This window comes from Streptomyces sp. NPDC088915, assembly GCF_044749825.1.
GTDB lineage: Bacteria > Actinomycetota > Actinomycetes > Streptomycetales > Streptomycetaceae > Streptomyces.
The window spans coordinates 123,663-142,453 of record NZ_JBIVIR010000009.1; the positions used below are offsets into that span (position 1 = coordinate 123,663).

Below are 18,791 nucleotides of genomic sequence, written 5' to 3' on the forward strand. Positions count from 1 at the left end.
ATAGGTTCGTCGACGTTCCGCCGGTCGGGCGTGAACACCCCCTTCGACGTGCATGGGAGAGGTACGTTGCCGGTCTGGGAGAGGTCGAGTACGGCGCGGGTGGTACCGCCCGCGCGACCGCGGAAACTCGCCAAGGTGCCGTTCGTCGAGCTGGCCGACGGACGGTTGCAGGGCGTCGTGTCCAGCGGTTCCGACACGGGACGCGTGTACGTGTCCTCCGTCGCCGCCGGGACGTACGCGTTCGCGTGCAGCACCAACAACAACCGCCCCTGCGGCGGCGCGCGCGGCTCCTTCTGCAACCACATCCGCGCGCTCGTCGGCGAGGCCGTCCTCCAGTACGGCGCCGGGCGCGTCGCCCGCTACCTGAAGGCCGACGCGCCGGGTACGGAGCCCGACGCGTCCGCGCTCGTGGCGGCGATGACCGCCACGCGCCCCGCGCAGGGCGACACCTCGGCCGCCGCCCCGGTCTTCAGCCGGTTCCTGCGGCACCTGGCCTACCTCGAACTGGAGCCGACGACCCTGCCGGTGCCCGAGCTGCACTGGTTCCCGCCGACGAGGGCGGTGGCCTGATGCGCACGGACCTGCTCGCCGATCCCCTCGACGGCCTCGACGAGGCCCTGGACGCCGTCGACGCCTTCGACCGGGTGCTCGTCGCCGGCCTGCTCCGGCCCGGGCCCGAACAGGCCGGCGGACTCGCCGCCCTCGTGGACGCCGTCGCCGGGACACCGCTGGCGACACGGGTCGCCGAGGCGGCCGACAAGGCCGCGGCCGGTGCCGCCGGCGAGGACCACTTCGTCGCGCTCGCCGCCGCCCGCACCGCCCTCATGGGCTCCGCGCACGACGCCCTGACGGCCCGCGTCGCGGACGTCACCGGCCGGCCGGCCGCCGAGCCGACGGCCCCGCGGACCGCGGCGGAGGAGCCCGCCGCGCACGTGCTCGCCGCCGCCCGCGCCTGGCTGTGCGACCTCGCCCGCGCCGGCTGGCGGGGCATCGACCACGACCTCGTCGGCGGCGCCGCGCCCGTCGTCTCCGCCCTGCTCCCGGACCCGGCGCTGCGCCGGCAGGCCACGCTCCTCGACGGATTCGCGGCCGAACTCGCCGCCTCCTGCCCGGGAGCCACCCTGGAACACGTCCCGGTGCGCCGCTGGGCCGACCTGTGGTCGCGCGCCCTGCTCCTCACCCTGCCCGGCGCCGACCGCACCGCCGCCGTCTCCACCGCGACCGGCCGCCTCCTGCCGCTCGGCGTCGACCTCCAGGAGCACGCCACCGCCGTACAGGCCCAGGTCCACGCCGTGTTCGAGCCCGCCGACGGCACGGCACCCCGCCTCGTCCGGGCCGCGGTGTCCGCGCCCAAGCCGGACACCGTCGTCGGCGCCGGCCTGTGGCAGCTGCTCCGGCCCCGCATGTCGCTGCTCGCCGCCGCGGGCGAGGGCCGTTCCGTGGAGCTCGACGCCATGCCCGTCACCGCCGAGGGCGACCTCCTCTGGGACGACGGGCGGGCCCGTACGGGAGAGCCCGCCGATCCCTTCGCCACGGCCCGGGTGATCCTCTCCACCGCCGCCGACCCGGTGACCGCCCCGCTGGACCGCCACCCGTCCCGCATCGCCGTGCCCGTCCTCCTGGAGGGGTACGCGACGGAGCGGGCGGACGACGGGGCGCTCGCCCTCACGGTCGCGGGACACCGGCTGGCCGTCGACACCGACCGGATCCCGGTCGCCGGGCCGCTCACCCCGGAGGCGGTCGCCGCGTCCGGCGCGTGCCTGGGGCTGCTCCGCTGGGACGCGGGGGAGTTCGTCCTCCAGCCGCTCGCCGTCGAGACGACCGTCCGGAAGAAGACCATCGCCGTCCACGCGGGCGCGTGGGCCGGGGGCACCACCGACAAGGCCGGGGCCCGCGCGGAGAAGGCGGCCACGGACGCGGTCTCCGTCCTGCGCGAACGAGCCGGAAAGCTGCTGCGCACATGACCGACTCCACCGCTCCGGCGCCTACTGGTACGGCATCCATCGGCCCGGCATCCATCGGCCCGGCGCCCGCCGCGCCGCAGACCGCGGGCCCCGCCGGTACGGGACCCGTCCCCGATCCCGACGACAACCGCCGCCAGGTCCTCTACTGGCGTCTCCTCGCCCGGCTCTTCGACCCCGAGGAGCAGGCCGCCCTGGAGTCGGCGAGCCTCGCCGTCGTCGAGGACGTCGGCCTGCCGCCGGCCCTGCTCGACCCGGGCGTCTCCGTCGACTCCGTCGTCCAGCGCCACCCGGAGCTGGCCGACGAGTTCGACGGCCTGATGAGCCCAGAGGCCGAGCCGGACGGGGCGCGCGACCGGGCCGCCGAGGTCCGGCGGGCCGCCCTCGCCTCGAAGCTGCTGCTCAACGTCTTCTCCACCGGCTCGGGCGCCGTGTCCGCCGGACAGCTGGCCCGCTGGCAGTCGGACGCCAAACGGCTGGAGCGCGCCCTCGGCCGCCCGCCCGGCGGGAGGGGAGCCGGAGCGTCCGCCGACGGCGGCCTCGGGGCCGAACTCGGCGACATCGAGGCCGACCTCGTGAGCCGCATGCGTCTGCGCGAGGTCCTCGCCGACCCGAAGCTGGCCGCCCGGCTCACCCCCAGCATGTCCCTGATCGAGCAGTTGCTCCGCGACAAGGGCAACCTCTCCGGCACCGCCCTCGCCCAGGCCAAGTCCCTCATCCGGCGGTACGTCGACGGGGTCGCCGAAGTCCTCCGCACCCAGGTGGAGAAGGCCACCGCCGGCGAGCTCGACCGCTCGGTCCCGCCCAAGCGGGTCTTCCGCAACCTGGACCTCGACCGCACCATCTGGAAGAACCTCACCAACTGGAGCCCGGAGGAGGAGCGGCTCTACGTCGACCGCCTCCACTACCGGCACACGACCCGCAGGACCACGCCCCAGCGGCTGATCGTGGTCGTGGACCAGTCCGGTTCCATGGTCGACTCGATGGTCAACTGCACCATCCTCGCCTCGATCTTCGCCGGGCTCCCCAAGGTGGACGTCCACCTCGTCGCGTACGACACCCGCGCGATCGACCTCACCCCCTGGGTGCGCGACCCGTTCGACGTGCTCCTGCGCACCAACCTCGGCGGCGGCAACGACGGGCCCGTGGCGATGGCCATGGCCCGGCCGAAGATCGCCGAACCGAAGAACACCGTCATGGTCTGGATCTCCGACTTCTACGAGTTCGACCGCTCGCAGCCGCTGTTCGAGGGCATCGAGGCGGTCCACCGCTCCGGCGTGCGGTTCATCCCCGTCGGCTCGGTGACCAGCTCGGGACGGCAGGAGGTCAACCCCTGGTTCCGGGAGCGCTTCAAGGCGCTCGGCACCCCGGTGGTCTCCGGCCGCATCGACAAGCTCGTGCACGAACTCAAGACCTTCCTCACCTGAGAACCCGAAAGGCCCCTCGCATGTCCGACCTGCTCCGCGCTCCCGCCGAGATCAAGTACGCCGAGGAACTCGACTGGCTGGAGTCGATCGACGACGCCCCCAAGCCGTTCTCCTGGCGCCTGTCCCCGAAGATGGTCCGCCTGTTCGTCCTGGGCTCCGAGCGCGCCGACGGCCTGGACCGGGAGGTAGCGCAGAAGTGGTTCGGCGACCGCAGCTTCGTCGAGCGCTCCATCGTCACCCTCGCCTCCGACCGCGGCCTCCTCCTCATCGGCGACCCCGGCACCGGCAAGAGCTGGCTCGCGGAACTCCTCGCGGCCGCCATCAGCCGCAACTCCACGCAGGTGGTCCAGGGCACGGCCGGCACCACCGAGGACCACATCAAGTACTCCTGGAACGTCTCCATGGTCATCGCCAAGGGACAGTCCCGCGAGTCGATGATCCCCTCGCCGATCATGACCGCCATGGAGACCGGCACCATAGGCCGCTTCGAGGAGCTGACCCGCTCCACCAGCGACGTCCAGGACGCCCTCATCTCGATCCTCTCCGAGAAGTACGTCTCCGTCCCCGAACTCGACGGCGCCGACGGCGGGAACATCGTCTTCGCCAAGCCCGGCTTCTCGGTCATCGCCACCGCCAACAGCCGCGACCGGGGCGTCAACGACCTCTCGTCCGCGCTCAAGCGCCGGTTCAACTTCGTCCGCATCCCGGTCGTGACGAACAAGAGGAGCGAGGCCGAGATCGTCCGCTTCCGCACCGAGGAGCTGCTGCGCCGGCACCGGATCGAGCTGGACGTGCCGCCCACCCTCCTCGACGTCCTCCTCCAGAGCTTCGCCGACCTGCGCGCCTCCGCCGCCGCGGCCGGCAGCGACGACGAGAAGCTGGAGTCCGCGCTCTCCACCGCCGAGCAGATCGGCGTCCTGGAGGACTCGATCCTGCACGGCACCTTCTTCGGCGAGCGCACCCTGACCGCCCGCACCCTCGCGGCCTCGCTCGTCGGCACCCTCGCCCGCCGCGAGCCCGAGGACCTCGCCATCCTCAACAAGTACCTGCACGGCGTCGTCGAGCCCCGGGGCAAGGAGGAGGGCGGCCCCTGGCCCGAGTTCCTGGAGGGCGGTCGCGAGGCGATCGCGAAGCTGGCATGAGCACGGCCCCCGAGACCCGCGCGGCCTCCGCCACCGGGACGACCACCGAGTCCCGCGCGGCCTCCGCCACCGGGACGGCCGTCACCCCGACGGCCGTCACCCCGTCCTTCGCCGCTCTGCGCGGTCAACTGCACACCGCAGCAGAGGAGTTCGCCGGAGGGCCGGACGCCCTGGAGGACATCCTCCTCGGCATGGTCGACGACGTCGACCGGGCGGTCCGCGAACCGCTGGAGATCTTCCCCGTCTGCCACCACTCGCCCGCCTCCGCCCTCGCCATGGCCCGCCGACTGCGCGAGAAGCGGCCCAAGGTCGTGTACCTGGAGCTGTGCGAGGACATGGCCCCGCTCCTGACCGAACTGCGCAACTGCCGGCTGCCGGTCGCGGTGCAGGCCTTCGCGAGCGACATCGACGGCTTCCCGCCCGACTGGGCCCCGCTGTCCGTCGTCGCCCCGATCACGGAGGCCTCCGCCGAGTACCAGGCCGTCGCGTACGCCCTCGACACCCCCGGCGTGGAACTCGTCCTCGTCGACCGCTCCTCCGACCACGTCTTCCAGTGGGACGCCCGCCGCCCGGCCGGCGACGACCAGGAGGAGACGGCCCGGGAGGACGGGGCCGCGCTGCACGGCGAGGCCGTCGGCGTCGAGATCGGCGACCTGCGCCCGCGCTTCGCCGAGCTGGAGGAGCACCTCCTGCGCCACGGCAAGGTGCGGCACTGGTCGGAGTGGTGGCACCAGTACGTCGAGGTACCGCTCGGCGACGGCGACCACGACACCTACCGCCAGGTCATGTTCCTCATCGGTAGCCTCTTCCGGCGGCTCGCCCCCGGCGACGGGGATCGCGTCCGCGTCGACGAGGACCGTGAGCGGTACATGTGGACCCGGATGCGCGAGCACCTGGCCGCCACCGGCACCGACCCGGCGGACTGCCTCTACGTCTGCGGCGCCTTCCACGCCGCCAGCCGCGTCGAGGAGTTCGGCGTGCACGGTGCCGACGGCTTCGCGATCTCCCCGCGCACCGCCACGACCTGGCAGTACGGCCTGATCCCGTCCAGCCACGCGGCCATCGAGGCGCAGTTCGGCCTCGCCTCCGGCTCCGTGTCGATCGCCGCCGCGCAGTGGACGAAGAACCTCGCGCGCACCCGCGTGCGGCCGTACCGCCTGGAGGGACAGGCCGGGACGAGGAAGAGCTCCGCGAAAACCCCCACGAAGGCCCTCGCGAAAACCCCCGCGAAGACCCTCGCCGAGAAGACGGCGGCGCCCGTCGCGATCCCGGGCCCGGACCAGAACCCGGACCAGGACCCGGCTCCCGCCGAGGACAGGCTCTCCGGTTTCCTCCGGCGGCCGCCCGTCCTCGACGCCCTGGACGAGGCCGAACTGCTCGGCTGGTCCGTGGACGTCGTCCGCGCCGCCCGCCGCAGCGGCTACCTCGCCTCCACCGCCGACGCCATCGCCGTCTTCGAGACCTCGATCCTGCTCGCCGGGATGCGGGACCGGGCCAAGCCCACCCCGTACGACTTCCAGGACGCGGCGGTCACCTGCATCGAGAAGGACGCCGTGCCCGGGCGGCGGGACGTCCGCAGGATCGTCGAGATCATGATGGGCGGCGACCGGATCGGCCAGGTCGGCTACGAGGCGCTGCCGCCCCTCGCCCGCGACGTGCACGACCGGCTCGCACCGCTGGAACCGAACCTCCAGCAGCGCGGCGTACGACGGGCCCTGCTCGACATGACCTCCCGGCCGGAACTGCGGGCCTGCTCCGACGTGCTGTGGATGCTGCGCCGCCTGCTCCCGGCCGGCGCGGCCCGCCCCGTCATGGGGGAGCGGCGGCTGGGCGAGCGGTCCCTCCAGGAGTCCTGGGACCTCGCGCTCGGCACCCACCAACGAGCCCTCATCGAACTGGGCTACGAGGGCGTCAGCCTCGAACAGGTCCTGGAGCAGCGCCTGCGCCGCACCTCCTACGGGCCGCGGGCGACGGCGGCGGAGGTCCTCGCGGCCGTCGAGGACGCCACCCTGTACCTCGGCGGCCGGCGGCTCGCCGACGAACTGGGCACGCGCGCCCTGGAGGTCCTCGCGGGCGAGCGCACCGTGGACGGGGCGCCGGAGGTGCTGCGCCGGGTGCGCGGCCTCCTCGCGTACCACCGCACCGCCGAACCGGTGCTGCCCCCGTGGATCGAGTCCTTCGTCCGCACCGGGTACGCGCACTACTGCACCCTGCTGCCCACGGCCTTCCAGGACGAGGACGCGACCGCGGGGCAGGTGGCGGCCATGCTGGGCTTCCTGTTCGGCATGGAGGGCCTGGCCCTGTCCCTGGGCTGCGACAGGACCCAGCTGGAACTGGCCGTCGCCCAGTCGCATCCGAAGGACCCGGCGAAGACGGCGCTGCTCTGGGCGGCACAGGTGCGACTCGGCACCCTCTCCCGGGAGGAGCTGCGGGCCCGCTGCGACGAACTGCTCGCCAGCCCCCTGGTCGTGCCCTCCTACCCGCGCTACCTCAGCGGCTTCGTGCACGCCCTCGAACCGGTGCCCGGGCTCGCGGACGTCGTGGTGGAGGCCGTGTCGAACGCCTTCGCACGGCTGCCGGACGCCGTCCTGCTGCCCTGGCTGCCGGTCCTCGTCACGACCCTCCGCGCGAACGCGGCGGACCTCGCCCCGCTGCTCGTCCGCGAGGCGGGACGGACCTTCCCGGCCCGGCTCGCCGACCTGGACGCCTGGATCCCGCCGTGGCGCCGGCCCCCGGCCGCGCCCCGCGCCGCCCGCCCCGGCCCGGCGTCCGCCGCCCCGCGCGGCGCCGCGCTCCTGCCCGCCCACCCGGCGACCTGCGACGCGCTCGCGGAACTCCTGGGCTGCACGGAGGAGTGGGCTCCGGCCGGCGGACCGCCCCCGGGCGCGACCGGCGCGGCGCTCCTGTCCGCGCACCCGGACACCTGCGACGCGCTGGCGCGGCTCCTGGGCTGCGACGAACCGTGGGCCCCGGCCGGCGCGGCCCCCCGCCCGCCGTCCCTGACGGACCGCCACCCGGCCACCGCCCACGCGGTGGCGGCCCTCCTCGCGGACCGGTGACCCCTCGGTCCGGCCCCGTCCACCCACGGGGCCGGTTCACTCGTCACGGTGATACGGGCCGCGCCGCCTCCCCGTCCCGTACGGGCTCGGGCAGCGTGGCCCCATGCACGCCCGCCGCACCCCGTACCTCCTGATCGCCGCGTTCCTCGCGAGCGGCTGCGTGGCCGTTCCGCACGGCCCCGCCCCGGGCCCGCCGGACCGCCCCGCCGCCCTCGCTCCGGCCGCCGAACGAGCCCCTTCGCCGCTGCCGACCTGGCCGGATCCCCCGCAGGGAACACCGCGCGAGGCGCTCGTCACCACGGAGCCCCGGACCGAACCTGCCCGAACACCGGCCTCCCGTCGGCCGGCGGCGGAGAAGAGCGGCACGGGATCCGTCCCCCGCTCCCCGAAGACGACGATGAAGCAGAGAACGACCAAAAAGAGGGAGACGGCCAAAAAGAAGGAGACGACCAGGAAGAACCGGACGCGAGCCGTCCCCCGCCCCCCGAAGCAAAAGAGACCCCTCCAGGACCGCAACCGTCCGTCCACCGCCGCCGGTCAGCCCGAGCTGCGCCGGCTCTGCCGGCAGGCCGAACGGATCGAGGCCCCCATGGGCGCGGCCGACCTCTGCCGGGGAATGTACGGCCGGTGAGCGCGCCCCTCCGGGAGGGCGGGCTCAGACCCCGCCGAAGGGCCAGGACTCGACGTCGCGGTAGCGGATCGGCCCCGGGCCGCGCCCGAAGTCGCTGCCGACCAGGTGCAGCCGCCCGGCCCGCCACCGGCGCCCGGTGAACCCGGCGAGTCCGGCGGCGGCCTCGACCACGGAGGCGGTGTCGTTGCGGCGGGCGCGGGCCAGCGTCAGATGCGGGCGCAACGGCCGGTCCTCGAAGGGGATCCCGCACTCCTCGACCACGCCGCGCACCCCGGCCGCGAGCCCGTGCAGCCCCTCCAGGTCCCCGTCGATCCCGCTCCACAGCACCCGGTCGTCGAAGTGCCCGCCGCCGCGCAGCGCCAGTTCGACCGGCCGGTGCGAGGCCGCGAGGTCCGCGAGCGGCGGCCGGAGGAGCGGGACGGTCGCGACCGGGAGCTCACCGAGGAACGCCAGCGTGATGTGCCAGTCCGCGATGCGGTTCCACCGCATGCGCGGGTACGCCGCGTAGGCCGGGCCCAGCGCGTCGGCCAGCTCGTCCTTCGCGTCGTCGGGCGGCGCGAGCGCGACGAACACGCGGACGGTCGCGGACCGCGCCCGTACGTCCCCGCCGGACTCGCCGGACCCACCGGACTCGCCGGGTCCGGGCCCCTCGCCCATGTTCCGTTCCCCACTCACCGCTCACCGCTCGCCGTGCCGCTCTGTTCCCGCTCTGCTCCGAGGCGAGGGTACGCGGCCGGCGCGCCGCGACCGGCACCGGCCCCGGCCCCTGAGGCCGGGGCCGGGCGCGGCTCTCCGGCTCACGTCCCCGGTCCACCGCCGGGGCCGTCGAGGGTGATCGCCTGTACGGGACAGGCACGGGCGGCCTCGCGGACCAGCGTCCCGCGGCCGTCCTCCCGGCCCGGCACGACCGTCCCGAACCCGTCGTCGTCCTGGGTGAAGACGTCCGGCGAGGTCAGGGCGCACTGCCCGGCGCCGATGCAGACGTCCCCGTCGATCGAGACGTGCACGCGTGTCGCCCCCTTCACCAGGTCACGGGGAGTTCGAGCATCCCCTGGATCGTGTCGCCCGGCTTGAACGGGACCTCCTCGGCGGGAACGGCGAGCCGCAGCCCCGGCATCCGGCGCAGGAGCGTCCCGAGCGCGATCTCCAGCTCCGCGCGGGCCAGGTTCTGCCCCAGGCACTGGTGGATGCCGAAGCCGAACGCCACGTGGTGGCGGGCCGGGCGCTCCCAGTCGAGGACGTCCGGGTCGCTGTAGGCGGCGGCGTCCCGGTTGATGACGGACGTCGAGAACACCACGCCCTCTCCCGCCCGGATCACCGTCCCGGCGACGTCGATGTCCTCGCGGGCGACCCGCAGCAGCCCGTCCGCGATGGACAGGAACCGCAGCAGCTCCTCCACGGCGGTGGGCACGAGCCCGGGATCGGCCCGCAGCTCGGCGAGGCGCTCCGGGTGGCGCAACAGCGTGAACGTGCCGAGGGAGATCATGTTCGCCGTGGTCTCGTGCCCCGCGACGAGGAGGATCGTGGCGAGCTGCACCAGCTCCTGCCGGTCGGGCCCGCCGTCCCCGGCCGCCGCGCGCGCCACCAGGTCGTCGAGGACGCCCTCGCCGGGCTCCCGCCGCTTCCGGTCGATCAGGTCGCCGAGGTAACCCTCCAGGCGGGCGAGCGCGTCCTCGGTGTCCGCGCCCGTCGGTCCGCGCAGCAGCCGCCGCGACTGCTCCTCGAAGAAGTCGTGGTCCGCGTACGGCACGCCGAGCAGGTCGCAGATGACGATCGACGGCACCGGCAGCGCGAACGCGCTCACCAGCTCGGCCGGCGGCCCCTGGGCCTCCATCGCGTCGAGCAGCCGGTCCACGGTCTCCTGGATGCGGGGCCGCAGGCGCTCGGCGCGCTTGAGGGTGAAGCTCGGGATCAGCATCCGGCGCTGGACGTTGTGCTCGGGGTCGTCCCAGCCGAGCAGCGCCGCGCGCCGCCGCCTGCGCAGGCCGGCCACCCGCTCGGTCGGCAGCGGGAAGTCGTCCCGCGTGGAGTCGGTCGACAGGCGCTGGTCCGCGAGCAGCGCCCGGGCGGTCGCGTGCCCGGAGACGAGCCACACCTCCCGCCCGTCCCAGAGGGTCACCCGCGACAGCGGGCCCTCGTCGTCGACGCGGGGGTAGGCGGCGGGCGGGTGATAGGGGCAGGTACGGCTCTGGGGGAACGCCACGGGCTGTGTCACGGGTCGTGCCGCGGGCTCTGTCTCGGACCGCGTCTCGGAGCGTGTCACGGGTTGCGTCATGGGGGCCTCGCTAGGGGCGAATCGGTGGCTCTGACGTCGCTTCCGTCACCACTACATGCCTCAGGCACCTATCCGGTCTACGCACAGTTCGGCCAATCCACCGGAATGGCCCCGTACCTTCCGTCTTCCCCGTGTTCCTACGGGTTCTCAGCGCTCGAACGGGGTAAGGCGGGCGTCCGATCGGTCGGTGGAAACCCCGCCTGACCCGATGTCAGGAGTGGCCGGTAATCCGCCTCGCACCCCTTCCCGGGCCCCGGTCCGCCCGCCCCGGAGGAGAGAGTCCCTCCGGGGCGGGCGGGTCCGGGATCAGTGCCGGCCGGGGGCCCGGCGGCGACGGGTGAGCACCAGGATCCCGGCGCCGGCGGCGGCGAGGACCCCGGCGGCCACCGCGTACGGGGTGAACTGCGCTCCCGTGGTCGCGAGCGAGCCGTCACCGTGGTCGGTCGCGGACGGCGAGGGCGTCGCCGTGCCGGGTGCGGCGGGGGCGGAGGCGTCCTCCGTGGGCGGCGCGGAGGGCTCGGAGGTCCCCGGCGCCGTCGTCTCCGGGGTGCCGGGAGTGGCGCCCCCGCCGGTGGGAGGCGTGGTGGAGGGCGCCGGGCCGGAGGGCTCGGTCCCGGGCCGCGTCGGCGTCGGCGCGGGCGTGGTGCCCGGGCTGTCCGGCGTCGGCTTGCAGCCGAAGGTCGAGGAGCCGTTCCACGGGTAGTTGTGGGTCTCGTTACCCGATCCGTGGGTCCGCAGGTCGCCGCCGACGTAGACGCGTCCGTTCGTGCTGGCCGTCAGGTCCGCGGACGCCTTGGGCGCGAGGATCGAACCCATGAAGTTCCCGCCGCCGCCGAGGGCGATCGACGGGGACGCCTCGAAGTTGTAGAGGATCCGGGACGCGGCCTCGCCGAAGTGCGCGGATGCGTAGGCGTCCACGCGGTCGCCGTTGAAGCCGACGGACAGGGGCGAGATGCCGACCGGGCGGCCGCCCGTCACGTTCACCACGACCGGGGCGTCCTCGGGGATCGACCGGAAGTCGAAGGACGAGGCCCCGTCGAGCTTCTCGGCGGAGATCTCGAACACCTGCGGGCTGCCGGAGCCGCCGCCCTCGAAGGTGACGGTGTCGCCCGAGCGCACGCTCGTGCCGGTGGGCTTCAGCGCCCCCAGGGACGTGGACTCGCCCCGCAGGGTGTCGCCGAAGGTGTCGTACGGGGTGAGGGCGCCCCGCGCGCCCAGACCCGAGGAGCGGCTGCCGCCGTTCGTCTCCAGGTCGCCCTTCTCGTCGATCTTCCCGCCGACGCGGACGGCACCGCCGTAACGGGGGCCGGCCGTGAGGCCGTGGCCGACGTCGACCCGCGTGCCCTCGGCGATCGTCAGGTCCCCGCCCACGGAGAGCATGACCGCCCCGGAGTCCGGCAGGATGCCCGAACCGGCGCCGACGCGGCCCACGTTGAAGGTGCCGCCGGACGCCTTGGCGAAGGTGGCGCTGCCGCCGACGACGAGCAGGCCCTCGGCCTCGGCGGTCGCGCCGTCGGCGGTGTAGTCGCCGCCGGCGTAGAGGGCCACGTTGGCGTCGAGGAACCGCGGCTCGTGACCGATGCCGGGCTCCGCGCCGGGAGCCGGACAGGTCCGGGCGGCCCCCGGCGCGGGGGCGGGGGCGAAGGGCGCGGCCAGGGCGTTGCCCGCGGTGGTGAGGCCGAGGACGAGCCCGACGGCGACGGCGCTGCTCAGCCGCGTGCGCGCTCTTCCGGTGTTGCTCATGTGCGTGAACCTTTCCGATGTCCTGTGAGGGGCATGAGGGGCATGAGGGGCATGAGGGGTATGAGGGGTATGAGTGGTGGGGAGGGACAGGGGGTCTCAGTCGGTCTCGGCCCGCAGGACGGCGCGGGTGAGCGGGCCGTAGACGCCGTTCTCCTGCGGGATGTTCCGCGCCACCTGGTAGCGGCGCAGGGCCGCCTCCACGGACTCGCCGAAGACGCCGTCGGCGGGGCCGAGGTACAGCTGGAGCTGCTGGAGCCGCCGCTGGAGGTCGGCGACTTCGGGGCCGGTGCTTCCCCGCCCGACCTCACCCCGTCTTCCCTCGTCCCGCCCGCCCTCGTCCCGGCCGGAGTGCGGGGGGCGGTGGCGGTGCGACGACGAAGGAGTGGGCGTCGGGGCGGGCGCGGCGGCCTGAGGGGCCGTGACGGTGGGGGAGGCCGTGGACGGGGTGGAGGCGGGGGTGGCGCCGGGGGTCGGGGTCCCGGACGTCGAGGGGGTCGTCGGGGACGGGGCGGACGGCGTCGTCCGTACGGTGCTCGTCCCGGGGGACGGGGGCGCGTCGGAGGCGGCGCCCCGGGCGGGGGGCGGGACGGGCGTGAGGAGGTCGGGGAGCGAGACGGACGGGTGCGACGCCGGTACGGAGTCGGGTTCGGCGGAGAGCCACACCGCCACCGCGGCGCCGAGTCCCGCGGACAGCGCGCCCGCGAGCATCAGGGGGAGCGGCATGGACCGCCACGCGGGTGCTGCCGCGCGGGCGCGCCGGGTCCGCCGTGACGCGTGGGCGGGCTTCGCGGCTCGCGGGGGCACCTTCGGCAGTCGGACGGTCGCGTCGAAGAGCGCGATGTCCTGTCCCCGCGCCCCCGTGCCGTCCCGGTCCTGTCCGGCGACCTTCCCGAAGACGTGGTCGCCCCGGTGTTCCGCGCCCGTTGCTTCACGAGTGACGGACGTGACCGCTGTGGTCGGGGCAGCCCTGTTGCGCATCGAGTGCTCCAGAAGAGGGGAAGCCGAGGGAGGTGTGGCGAAGCCGTGGAGATATTGACCGTCGTTCAAAGCAAGCGTCAACTATGCTCGAAGCAGCACAAATTGGGCTTTCCGAGACCTTGTTTCTTAAAGAACTTTTAACGCGTGACGCAGGTCACACGGGAAAGCGGTCCGGAGTCGTCTCCGGGCCGCTGACGCGAGCCGCTCCGACCGCTTCCGCTCAGCGTGTGCCCATGTGCTTTTCGAGGCGGGTGCCGTGGCGAAGGGGGATCGACATCAGGTCGCCGGGGCGTCCAGCTCCAGGCGGTGCCGGCGGCTGCGGGGGACGATCGCGGCGGTGCCCGCCCGCAACAGGACCAGGTGCTCGGCGCCGTCGGGCCCGGTGGCGCGGCAGGGCTGGTGGCCGTGCCCGTGCGGTGTGCGGCGACGGTGGCCAGGGAGGCCAGGCCGATGCAGCCGCCGGGTTGGCGGGAGCTGTTCATGAGCCCGGAGGCCGTGCCGGCCTCATGGGGGGCGACGCCGGTGGTCGCGGCGGCGACGATCGGGGCGATGACCAGTCCGACGCCGGCCCCGGTGACGACGCGGGAGCCGAGGACGTCGGTGAGGAAGCCGCCGTCGGGGCGGACGAAGGCGGAACCGGACCAGGCCCGTGGCGACGAGCAGGGCGCCGGGCACCAGGGACGTGCGGGGGGTGTGCGCCGCGGTGACGCGGGTCGCGACGAGGCTGCCCGCGATCAGGCTCACGGAGGCGGGGGAAGCCCGAACGCGACGGCGGCGTGGCGGCGCAGTCGGCGCTCGGCGTCGACCGCCTGGAGACCGTGTTCACCGGGGCTCATGACCCTCGCCCGCCTTGGCGTCCACACGGCCGACGTCGGCCTGCTCTTCCCGTACCGCGGTGTGCGGGCGGCCCGTTCGGGCGCCGCCGAGGTCGCGAGGGCGCCCCGGAGAACACGGCGTCACGGCGTCCCGGCGGGCCCCGTGACGCAGCCCCGGGGCGTTGTCAGACCCATGGGCAAGGATGTTCCCATGACGAACGTTTCCGCCGTTGAGGCGTCTTTCAGCATGTCCGGCCGCGCCGAGTACGAGGCGGCCGTCCAGCGTCTGCGCGACGCCTCCCGCGCCTATTACGGCGCGGGCTACAGCCTCATGGACGACGCCGCGTACGACCGGCTGCGCCTGGCCGTGCTGGACTGGGAGGCGGAGCACCCCGACGAGACCGCCCCGGACTCGCCCACGGACCAGGTCGCCGACGGCGCCGCCCCCGCCGGCGACGTCGCCCACACCTCGCGCCTCCTCAGCCTCGACAACGTCTTCGCCCCCGAACAGCTCGTGGCCTGGGGCGCGTCGCTCCGGCGCCGCCTGGGGCACGAACCGGCGGGCGGGTTCACCGTCGAGCCGAAGATGGACGGCGCGGCCGTCGCCGCCCGCTACCGCGACGGCCGGCTCGTGCAGATCGTCACGCGCGGCGACGGCACCCACGGCGAGGACGTCAGCCACGTCATCGGCACCGTCGTGGGCCTCCCCGAGCGACTTCCCGTGCCCGCCACCTTCGAGGCCCGGGGCGAAGTCCTCTTCACCCAGGAGCAGTTCGAGGCGGCGAACGAGACGCGCGCCGCGCACGGCGCCGCCGTCTTCGCCAACCCCCGCAATGGCACGGCCGGCACGCTGCGGGCGAAGGACCGCCCGTACCGGCTCGCCATGACCTTCTGGGCGTACGGCGCCGTCGAACTGGACGGCGTGCCCTTCCTGCCCGCCGGCGCCGGACACGCCGAGACCCTCGCCGCCGTCGCGCGGGCCGGGGTGCGGACCACGGCGGACACCCCGGCCGGTCTGCACGTGGTCGCCACGCTCGACGAGGCGCAGGAGAGGATCGACGCGATCGCCACGATGCGCGCGAGCCTGCCGTTCGGCATCGACGGCGTCGTCGTCAAGGCCGACAGCGCCACCGAGCAGGCGACGGCCGGCTTCGGCACCCGCTTCCCCTATTGGGCCGTCGCCTACAAGCTCCCCGCCGTCGAACGGCAGACCGTCCTCCAGGACGTGTTCTGGGAGGTCGGCCGCACGGGCGTGCTCGCCCCCACCGCGGTCCTCGCCCCCGTGGAGCTCGACGGCTCCACGGTCACCCGCGCCACCCTCCACAACCCGGCCGACATCCTCCGCCGCGACCTCCACATCGGCGACACCGTGACCGTCTACAAGGCCGGCGACATCATCCCGCGCGTCCAGGCCGCCGTCGTCGAGCTCCGCCCGCGGGACGCCACCCCCGTCCCGCTGCCCCACGAGTGCCCCCACTGCGGCGGCGGGATCGACAAGAGCCAGGAGCGGTGGCGCTGCGCGAAGGGCACCGCCTGCGCGCTCGCCCCGCTCATCGAGTACGCCGCCGGCCGCGACATCCTCGACATCGACGGCCTCGGCAGGAAGTACGTCGACGCGCTGATCGCCTCCGGTGACGTCGGTGACGTCGCCGACCTGTTCACCCTCACCGAGGAGCAGCTCACCACCGCCTCCGGCAGCGCCAAGCGCGGCGCCAGACTGGCCGAGCAGATCCGGCTCGCCAAAACCCGCCCCCTCAGCCGCGTCTTCTGCGCCCTCGGCGTCCCCGGCACCGGCCGCAGCATGTCCCGGCGCATCGCCGCCCACTTCGGCACGATGGAGGCCATCCGCGCGGCCGACGCCGACACCCTCCAGGACGTCGGGGGCATCGGCCCGGAGAAGGCCCCGGTCGTCGTCGAGCAGGTCGCCGCGCTCGCCCCCGTGATCGACAAGCTGATCGCGGCCGGCGTCACCATGACCGAGCCGCGGCCCGAGAAGGCCGAGGGCGCCGTCGAGGGTCCGCTGAGCGGGAAGACCGTCGTCGTGACCGGGAGGATGACCGGTCCCCTCGACGGCTGGGGGCGCTCCGAGATGGGCGCCCTCATCGAGAAGGCCGGCGGCCGCATGGGCAGCGGCGTCAACTCCCGGACCGCCTTCCTGGTCGCCGCCCCGACGGCCGGCGGCAAGCCCAGCTCCAAGGCGGTCAAGGCGCGGGAGGCGGGCGTCGAGGTGCTGACCCCGGAGGACTTCGCGGTCCTGGTCGCCGACCACCTGGAGTAGGCCCGGGGCCGGCCCCTCCCCGCGCACGCCGCTCGCCGTGCGGGCGGTCCGGAGGTCGCACAGGGTCGCGGTGCCGTCGCGACCGGACCGGAGGCACGACGCGGGGGAGGGGCACGGCCCGGCCGACCGGAGGTGGCCCGTGTCAGGACGGTTCGAGGCGACGACCGAGATCGACCGGCCCGTCGAGGACGTGTGCGCGTACCCCGCCGACGGGCGCAACGACCCCGAGTCCAGCCCCGGGGTCCTGCGGATCGACCGGATCCCCGACGGTCCGACCGCCGTGGGCACGGTCTTCCGGTGCACCGTCAAGGACGCCGGGACGAAGTCCGCCCGGGAGTTCCGCGTCACCGCCCTCGAAGCCCCGACCCGGATCCGGTGGGCCGAGGTCTCGAGGAACAGCGCGACGGCCCGCGAGGGCGGCTACGACCTGCGACCGTTCCCGGACGGGGGACGCGGGTCCGCATCTTCAACGTCCGGGAGGGCCACGGGATCGGCCGGCTCCTCGTCGGCCTCGCGCTCGCCGCCGCCCGCAAGGGCGCCGACGCCTTCGGCGCCCGGATCGGGGCGGCGGCCGAGGCGGCGATCCCTCCCCGCTGACGGCCCTGCCCCCGCCCGGCCGGGGACGCGGCGCGGAGACCCCGGCCGGGAGCCGGGACGGGGCGCCGCACCGCACCGGCACGGCCCGGCGAATGGAGCACGCCGACGGGCTCTCCGAGCGGCCGGCGGAGGGCGACGTCTGCCGCGCCCTCGACCTGACCACCGGTGAGGTGCTCGCCGAGCACGTCCTGCCGTCCCGCGCCGCGGCGCACGAGTTCCAGGGGTTTCCCGACGCACGGCCCGAGGTCCTCCTCACCGCCCCCATGGGGCAGGACGGCACCTTGTGCCTCCTGGTGACCCACACCGCCGACGGGCTCCACGTGCGGGTGACCGGCACCGTCACCGAAGCGTGCGTCGGCGCCGGCCCGGAGGGGGCGCCGGTCATCCAGGACATCGGTGGCGGACACCTCGCCCGCACGCAGGACGGCGCCGACGTCGCCGACGACGTCGCCGGCGAGGTCCTTCCCGAGGGATGGGTCTTCGTCGGCCACACCCCGGGCTTCGTCGACGGCGAGCGCGTTCTCGTCGTGGCGGCCGAGGAGCAGTGGGCGGAGGAGGGCACCCCCCTCCTCCTCGACGCCCGCACGCTCGGGCCCCTCGCCGCGCTCGACCACCCGCGGGCACCGGGAGTCTCCGTCCTGCCGCCCGGCGACGGCACGTGGCTCGCCCACGACGGGGACACAGTGCTGCGCTGGACGACCGCCCGAACCCACGGCCGGGGCGTGCGGCGGCCGTCAGCGCGGCTCCGGACCCGGCCACGCGCGCGGGTACGGCACCCGCAGCGACCCGGCCGGTACGGGGGTGTGGTCGGCGGACGCGTGCAGGCGGCCGTCCCGCAGGACGACCGCGCCGCTGCCGAGCATGGACGTGACCAGCTCGGCGGCCAGCGCCTCGGGCGCGAGGCCCAGGAGGCGGGCCGCGTCGGTCAGCCAGGCCCGCGCGAGCAGATAGGGCTCGGCCTCGCCGGCCGGGACGCCGCCGCGGATCATCAGGGCGAACGCGAAGATCCGGCGTGCGCCGTACCGGACGGCCCCGGCGGGGTCGTCGACGAGGCGTTGGGCCCGCCGCAGGGCGGCGGCGAAGGCGGCGGCCGGGTCGGCGGGGACCGGACCGTGGGACGGGAGCACCACGCGCGCTCCGAGGTCGGCCATCCGCTTGAGGGAGGCCAGCGCGGTGGCGGCCGCGTCCGGGCCGTCGAGGGCGAGGTTCACCCAGCCGACGTCGTAGTCCGAAAGGGCGTCCCCGACCACGAGCAGCCCCTCGTCCGGCTGCCACAGGGCCAGGTGGCCCGGCGTGTGCCCGGGCGTGCGGACGACCTCCCAGTCGGCGTCGCCGAGCCGGAGCACCTGCCCGTCGTCGAGCGACACGTCGACGGTGTACGGGGCCACCGGCTGGTCCAGGTACTCCGCCGCGCAGCAGCCGGGGTCCCGCCGCGCGATCGCCTCGGCCTCCGGCGCCCCGGCGGCGACGCCCGCGCCCCGCGCCTGGAGGAGGGCGTTGCCGCCGACGTGGTCGGAGTGCCAGTGGGTGTTCACGACGAGCTCGACCTCCCCGGCCCGCTCGCGGACCCAGGCGGCGGTCTCCTCCGCGTGCCCCGTGAAACCGGAGTCGACCAGGGCCGCCCGCCGCCCGTGGAGCAGCAGCGTGTTGGCGTCGGGGAAGGGCCGCTGCCACCAGGTCGCCCAGGAGGGCAGCGCGGGTGCGACCTGCCGCGCGCTCACCGTCCGGCCTCTTCCGGCCGTATCCGGTCTTCCACGTGCTCTCCTCCGATGGCAACCGACGGACGTCACGGACGACGGGCGTGCGGCGGGCGGACGGCGGTACGGCTTCGCCGACCGGGGCCGTCCACCCGCGACGATCATCATGACACCGGGCCCCGCCCTCC

At 74.9% G+C, this 18,791-nt stretch carries 13 protein-coding genes and 2 pseudogenes; 8 read left to right on the forward strand and 7 right to left on the reverse strand.

Going from position 1 to position 18,791, the window contains the following annotated elements; genetic code table 11:
* Nucleotides 1–66: 66 nt before the first annotated feature.
* The 6 genes from ACIP5O_RS18170 to ACIP5O_RS18195 all read left to right on the forward strand — a co-directional run bounded on the left by ACIP5O_RS18170 (nt 67) and on the right by ACIP5O_RS18195 (nt 8,220).
* Complete coding sequence (locus tag ACIP5O_RS18170) at nt 67–570, forward strand: hypothetical protein (RefSeq protein ID WP_356547835.1); 504 nt, start codon at nt 67–69, stop codon at nt 568–570.
* On the forward strand, nt 570–1,964 hold the full coding sequence (locus tag ACIP5O_RS18175) for a hypothetical protein (RefSeq protein WP_401294395.1): 1,395 nt from the start codon (nt 570–572) through the stop codon (nt 1,962–1,964). The genes ACIP5O_RS18170 and ACIP5O_RS18175 overlap by 1 nt, the downstream gene beginning before the upstream one ends.
* Nucleotides 1,961–3,388, forward strand: a complete 1,428-nt coding sequence (locus tag ACIP5O_RS18180; RefSeq protein WP_401294397.1) for a VWA domain-containing protein — start codon at nt 1,961–1,963, stop codon at nt 3,386–3,388. Before ACIP5O_RS18175 ends, ACIP5O_RS18180 begins: the two co-directional genes overlap by 4 nt.
* A 20-nt stretch (nt 3,389–3,408) precedes the next feature.
* Nucleotides 3,409–4,530 (forward strand): AAA family ATPase, encoded by a 1,122-nt coding sequence (locus ACIP5O_RS18185; protein ID WP_356547840.1) that lies wholly within the window; start codon nt 3,409–3,411, stop codon nt 4,528–4,530.
* Complete coding sequence (locus tag ACIP5O_RS18190) at nt 4,527–7,589, forward strand: hypothetical protein (protein WP_401294399.1); 3,063 nt, start codon at nt 4,527–4,529, stop codon at nt 7,587–7,589. The genes ACIP5O_RS18185 and ACIP5O_RS18190 overlap by 4 nt, the downstream gene beginning before the upstream one ends.
* A gap of 103 nt (nt 7,590–7,692) precedes the next feature.
* Nucleotides 7,693–8,220 (forward strand): hypothetical protein, encoded by a 528-nt coding sequence (locus tag ACIP5O_RS18195; RefSeq protein WP_401294401.1) that lies wholly within the window; start codon nt 7,693–7,695, stop codon nt 8,218–8,220.
* A 24-nt stretch (nt 8,221–8,244) separates the two neighbouring features.
* Here ACIP5O_RS18195 and thpR read toward each other — a convergent pair whose 3' ends face one another.
* The 6 genes and pseudogenes from thpR to ACIP5O_RS18225 all read right to left on the reverse strand — a co-directional run.
* Nucleotides 8,245–8,877: an RNA 2',3'-cyclic phosphodiesterase gene (gene thpR / locus ACIP5O_RS18200; RefSeq protein WP_401294403.1), complete on the reverse strand. Its 633-nt coding sequence runs from the start codon at nt 8,875–8,877 to the stop codon at nt 8,245–8,247.
* Between the two features lie 140 nt (nt 8,878–9,017).
* On the reverse strand, nt 9,018–9,227 hold the full coding sequence (locus ACIP5O_RS18205; RefSeq protein ID WP_356547847.1) for a ferredoxin: 210 nt from the start codon (nt 9,225–9,227) through the stop codon (nt 9,018–9,020).
* A 14-nt stretch (nt 9,228–9,241) separates the two neighbouring features.
* Complete coding sequence (locus ACIP5O_RS18210) at nt 9,242–10,495, reverse strand: cytochrome P450 (protein ID WP_401294405.1); 1,254 nt, start codon at nt 10,493–10,495, stop codon at nt 9,242–9,244.
* Nucleotides 10,496–10,801: 306 nt separating this feature from the next.
* A complete protein-coding gene (locus ACIP5O_RS18215) occupies nt 10,802–12,238 on the reverse strand; it encodes a choice-of-anchor A family protein (RefSeq protein ID WP_401294407.1) in 1,437 nt (478 codons plus the stop codon).
* A 96-nt stretch (nt 12,239–12,334) separates the two neighbouring features.
* Nucleotides 12,335–13,216 carry a peptidoglycan-binding protein gene (locus tag ACIP5O_RS18220; RefSeq protein ID WP_401294409.1) on the reverse strand — a complete coding sequence of 294 codons (882 nt, stop codon included), beginning with the start codon at nt 13,214–13,216 and terminating at the stop codon, nt 12,335–12,337.
* A 137-nt stretch (nt 13,217–13,353) separates the two neighbouring features.
* Nucleotides 13,354–13,969, reverse strand: a pseudogene (locus ACIP5O_RS18225) (MFS transporter); the annotation flags it as partial.
* Nucleotides 13,970–14,242: 273 nt separating this feature from the next.
* Here ACIP5O_RS18225 and ligA point away from each other — a divergent pair.
* Both ligA and ACIP5O_RS18235 read left to right on the forward strand, forming a co-directional pair.
* Nucleotides 14,243–16,309 carry an NAD-dependent DNA ligase LigA gene (ligA, locus tag ACIP5O_RS18230; RefSeq protein ID WP_401294411.1) on the forward strand — a complete coding sequence of 689 codons (2,067 nt, stop codon included), beginning with the start codon at nt 14,243–14,245 and terminating at the stop codon, nt 16,307–16,309.
* A gap of 139 nt (nt 16,310–16,448) precedes the next feature.
* Nucleotides 16,449–16,906, forward strand: a pseudogene (locus tag ACIP5O_RS18235) (SRPBCC family protein).
* A 734-nt stretch (nt 16,907–17,640) separates the two neighbouring features.
* Here ACIP5O_RS18235 and ACIP5O_RS18240 read toward each other — a convergent pair.
* A complete protein-coding gene (locus tag ACIP5O_RS18240) occupies nt 17,641–18,627 on the reverse strand; it encodes an MBL fold metallo-hydrolase (protein ID WP_401294413.1) in 987 nt (328 codons plus the stop codon).
* Between the last annotated feature and the right edge of the window lie 164 nt (nt 18,628–18,791).

Bases quoted from the DNA above. Each gene is read 5' to 3' on its own strand.
- ACIP5O_RS18185 (WP_356547840.1), top strand. From the start codon at position 3,409: ATGTCCGACCTGCTCCGCGCTCCCGCCGAGATCAAGTACGCCGAGGAA.
- ACIP5O_RS18195 (WP_401294401.1), top strand. From the start codon at position 7,693: ATGCACGCCCGCCGCACCCCGTACCTCCTGATCGCCGCGTTCCTCGCG.
- ACIP5O_RS18180 (WP_401294397.1), top strand. From the start codon at position 1,961: ATGACCGACTCCACCGCTCCGGCGCCTACTGGTACGGCATCCATCGGC.
- ACIP5O_RS18210 (WP_401294405.1), bottom strand. From the start codon at position 10,495: ATGACGCAACCCGTGACACGCTCCGAGACGCGGTCCGAGACAGAGCCC.
- ACIP5O_RS18190 (WP_401294399.1), top strand. From the start codon at position 4,527: ATGAGCACGGCCCCCGAGACCCGCGCGGCCTCCGCCACCGGGACGACC.
- ACIP5O_RS18175 (WP_401294395.1), top strand. From the start codon at position 570: ATGCGCACGGACCTGCTCGCCGATCCCCTCGACGGCCTCGACGAGGCC.
- ligA (WP_401294411.1), top strand. From the start codon at position 14,243: ATGACGAACGTTTCCGCCGTTGAGGCGTCTTTCAGCATGTCCGGCCGC.
- ACIP5O_RS18215 (WP_401294407.1), bottom strand. From the start codon at position 12,238: ATGAGCAACACCGGAAGAGCGCGCACGCGGCTGAGCAGCGCCGTCGCC.
- thpR (WP_401294403.1), bottom strand. From the start codon at position 8,877: ATGGGCGAGGGGCCCGGACCCGGCGAGTCCGGTGGGTCCGGCGAGTCC.
- ACIP5O_RS18220 (WP_401294409.1), bottom strand. From the start codon at position 13,216: ATGCGCAACAGGGCTGCCCCGACCACAGCGGTCACGTCCGTCACTCGT.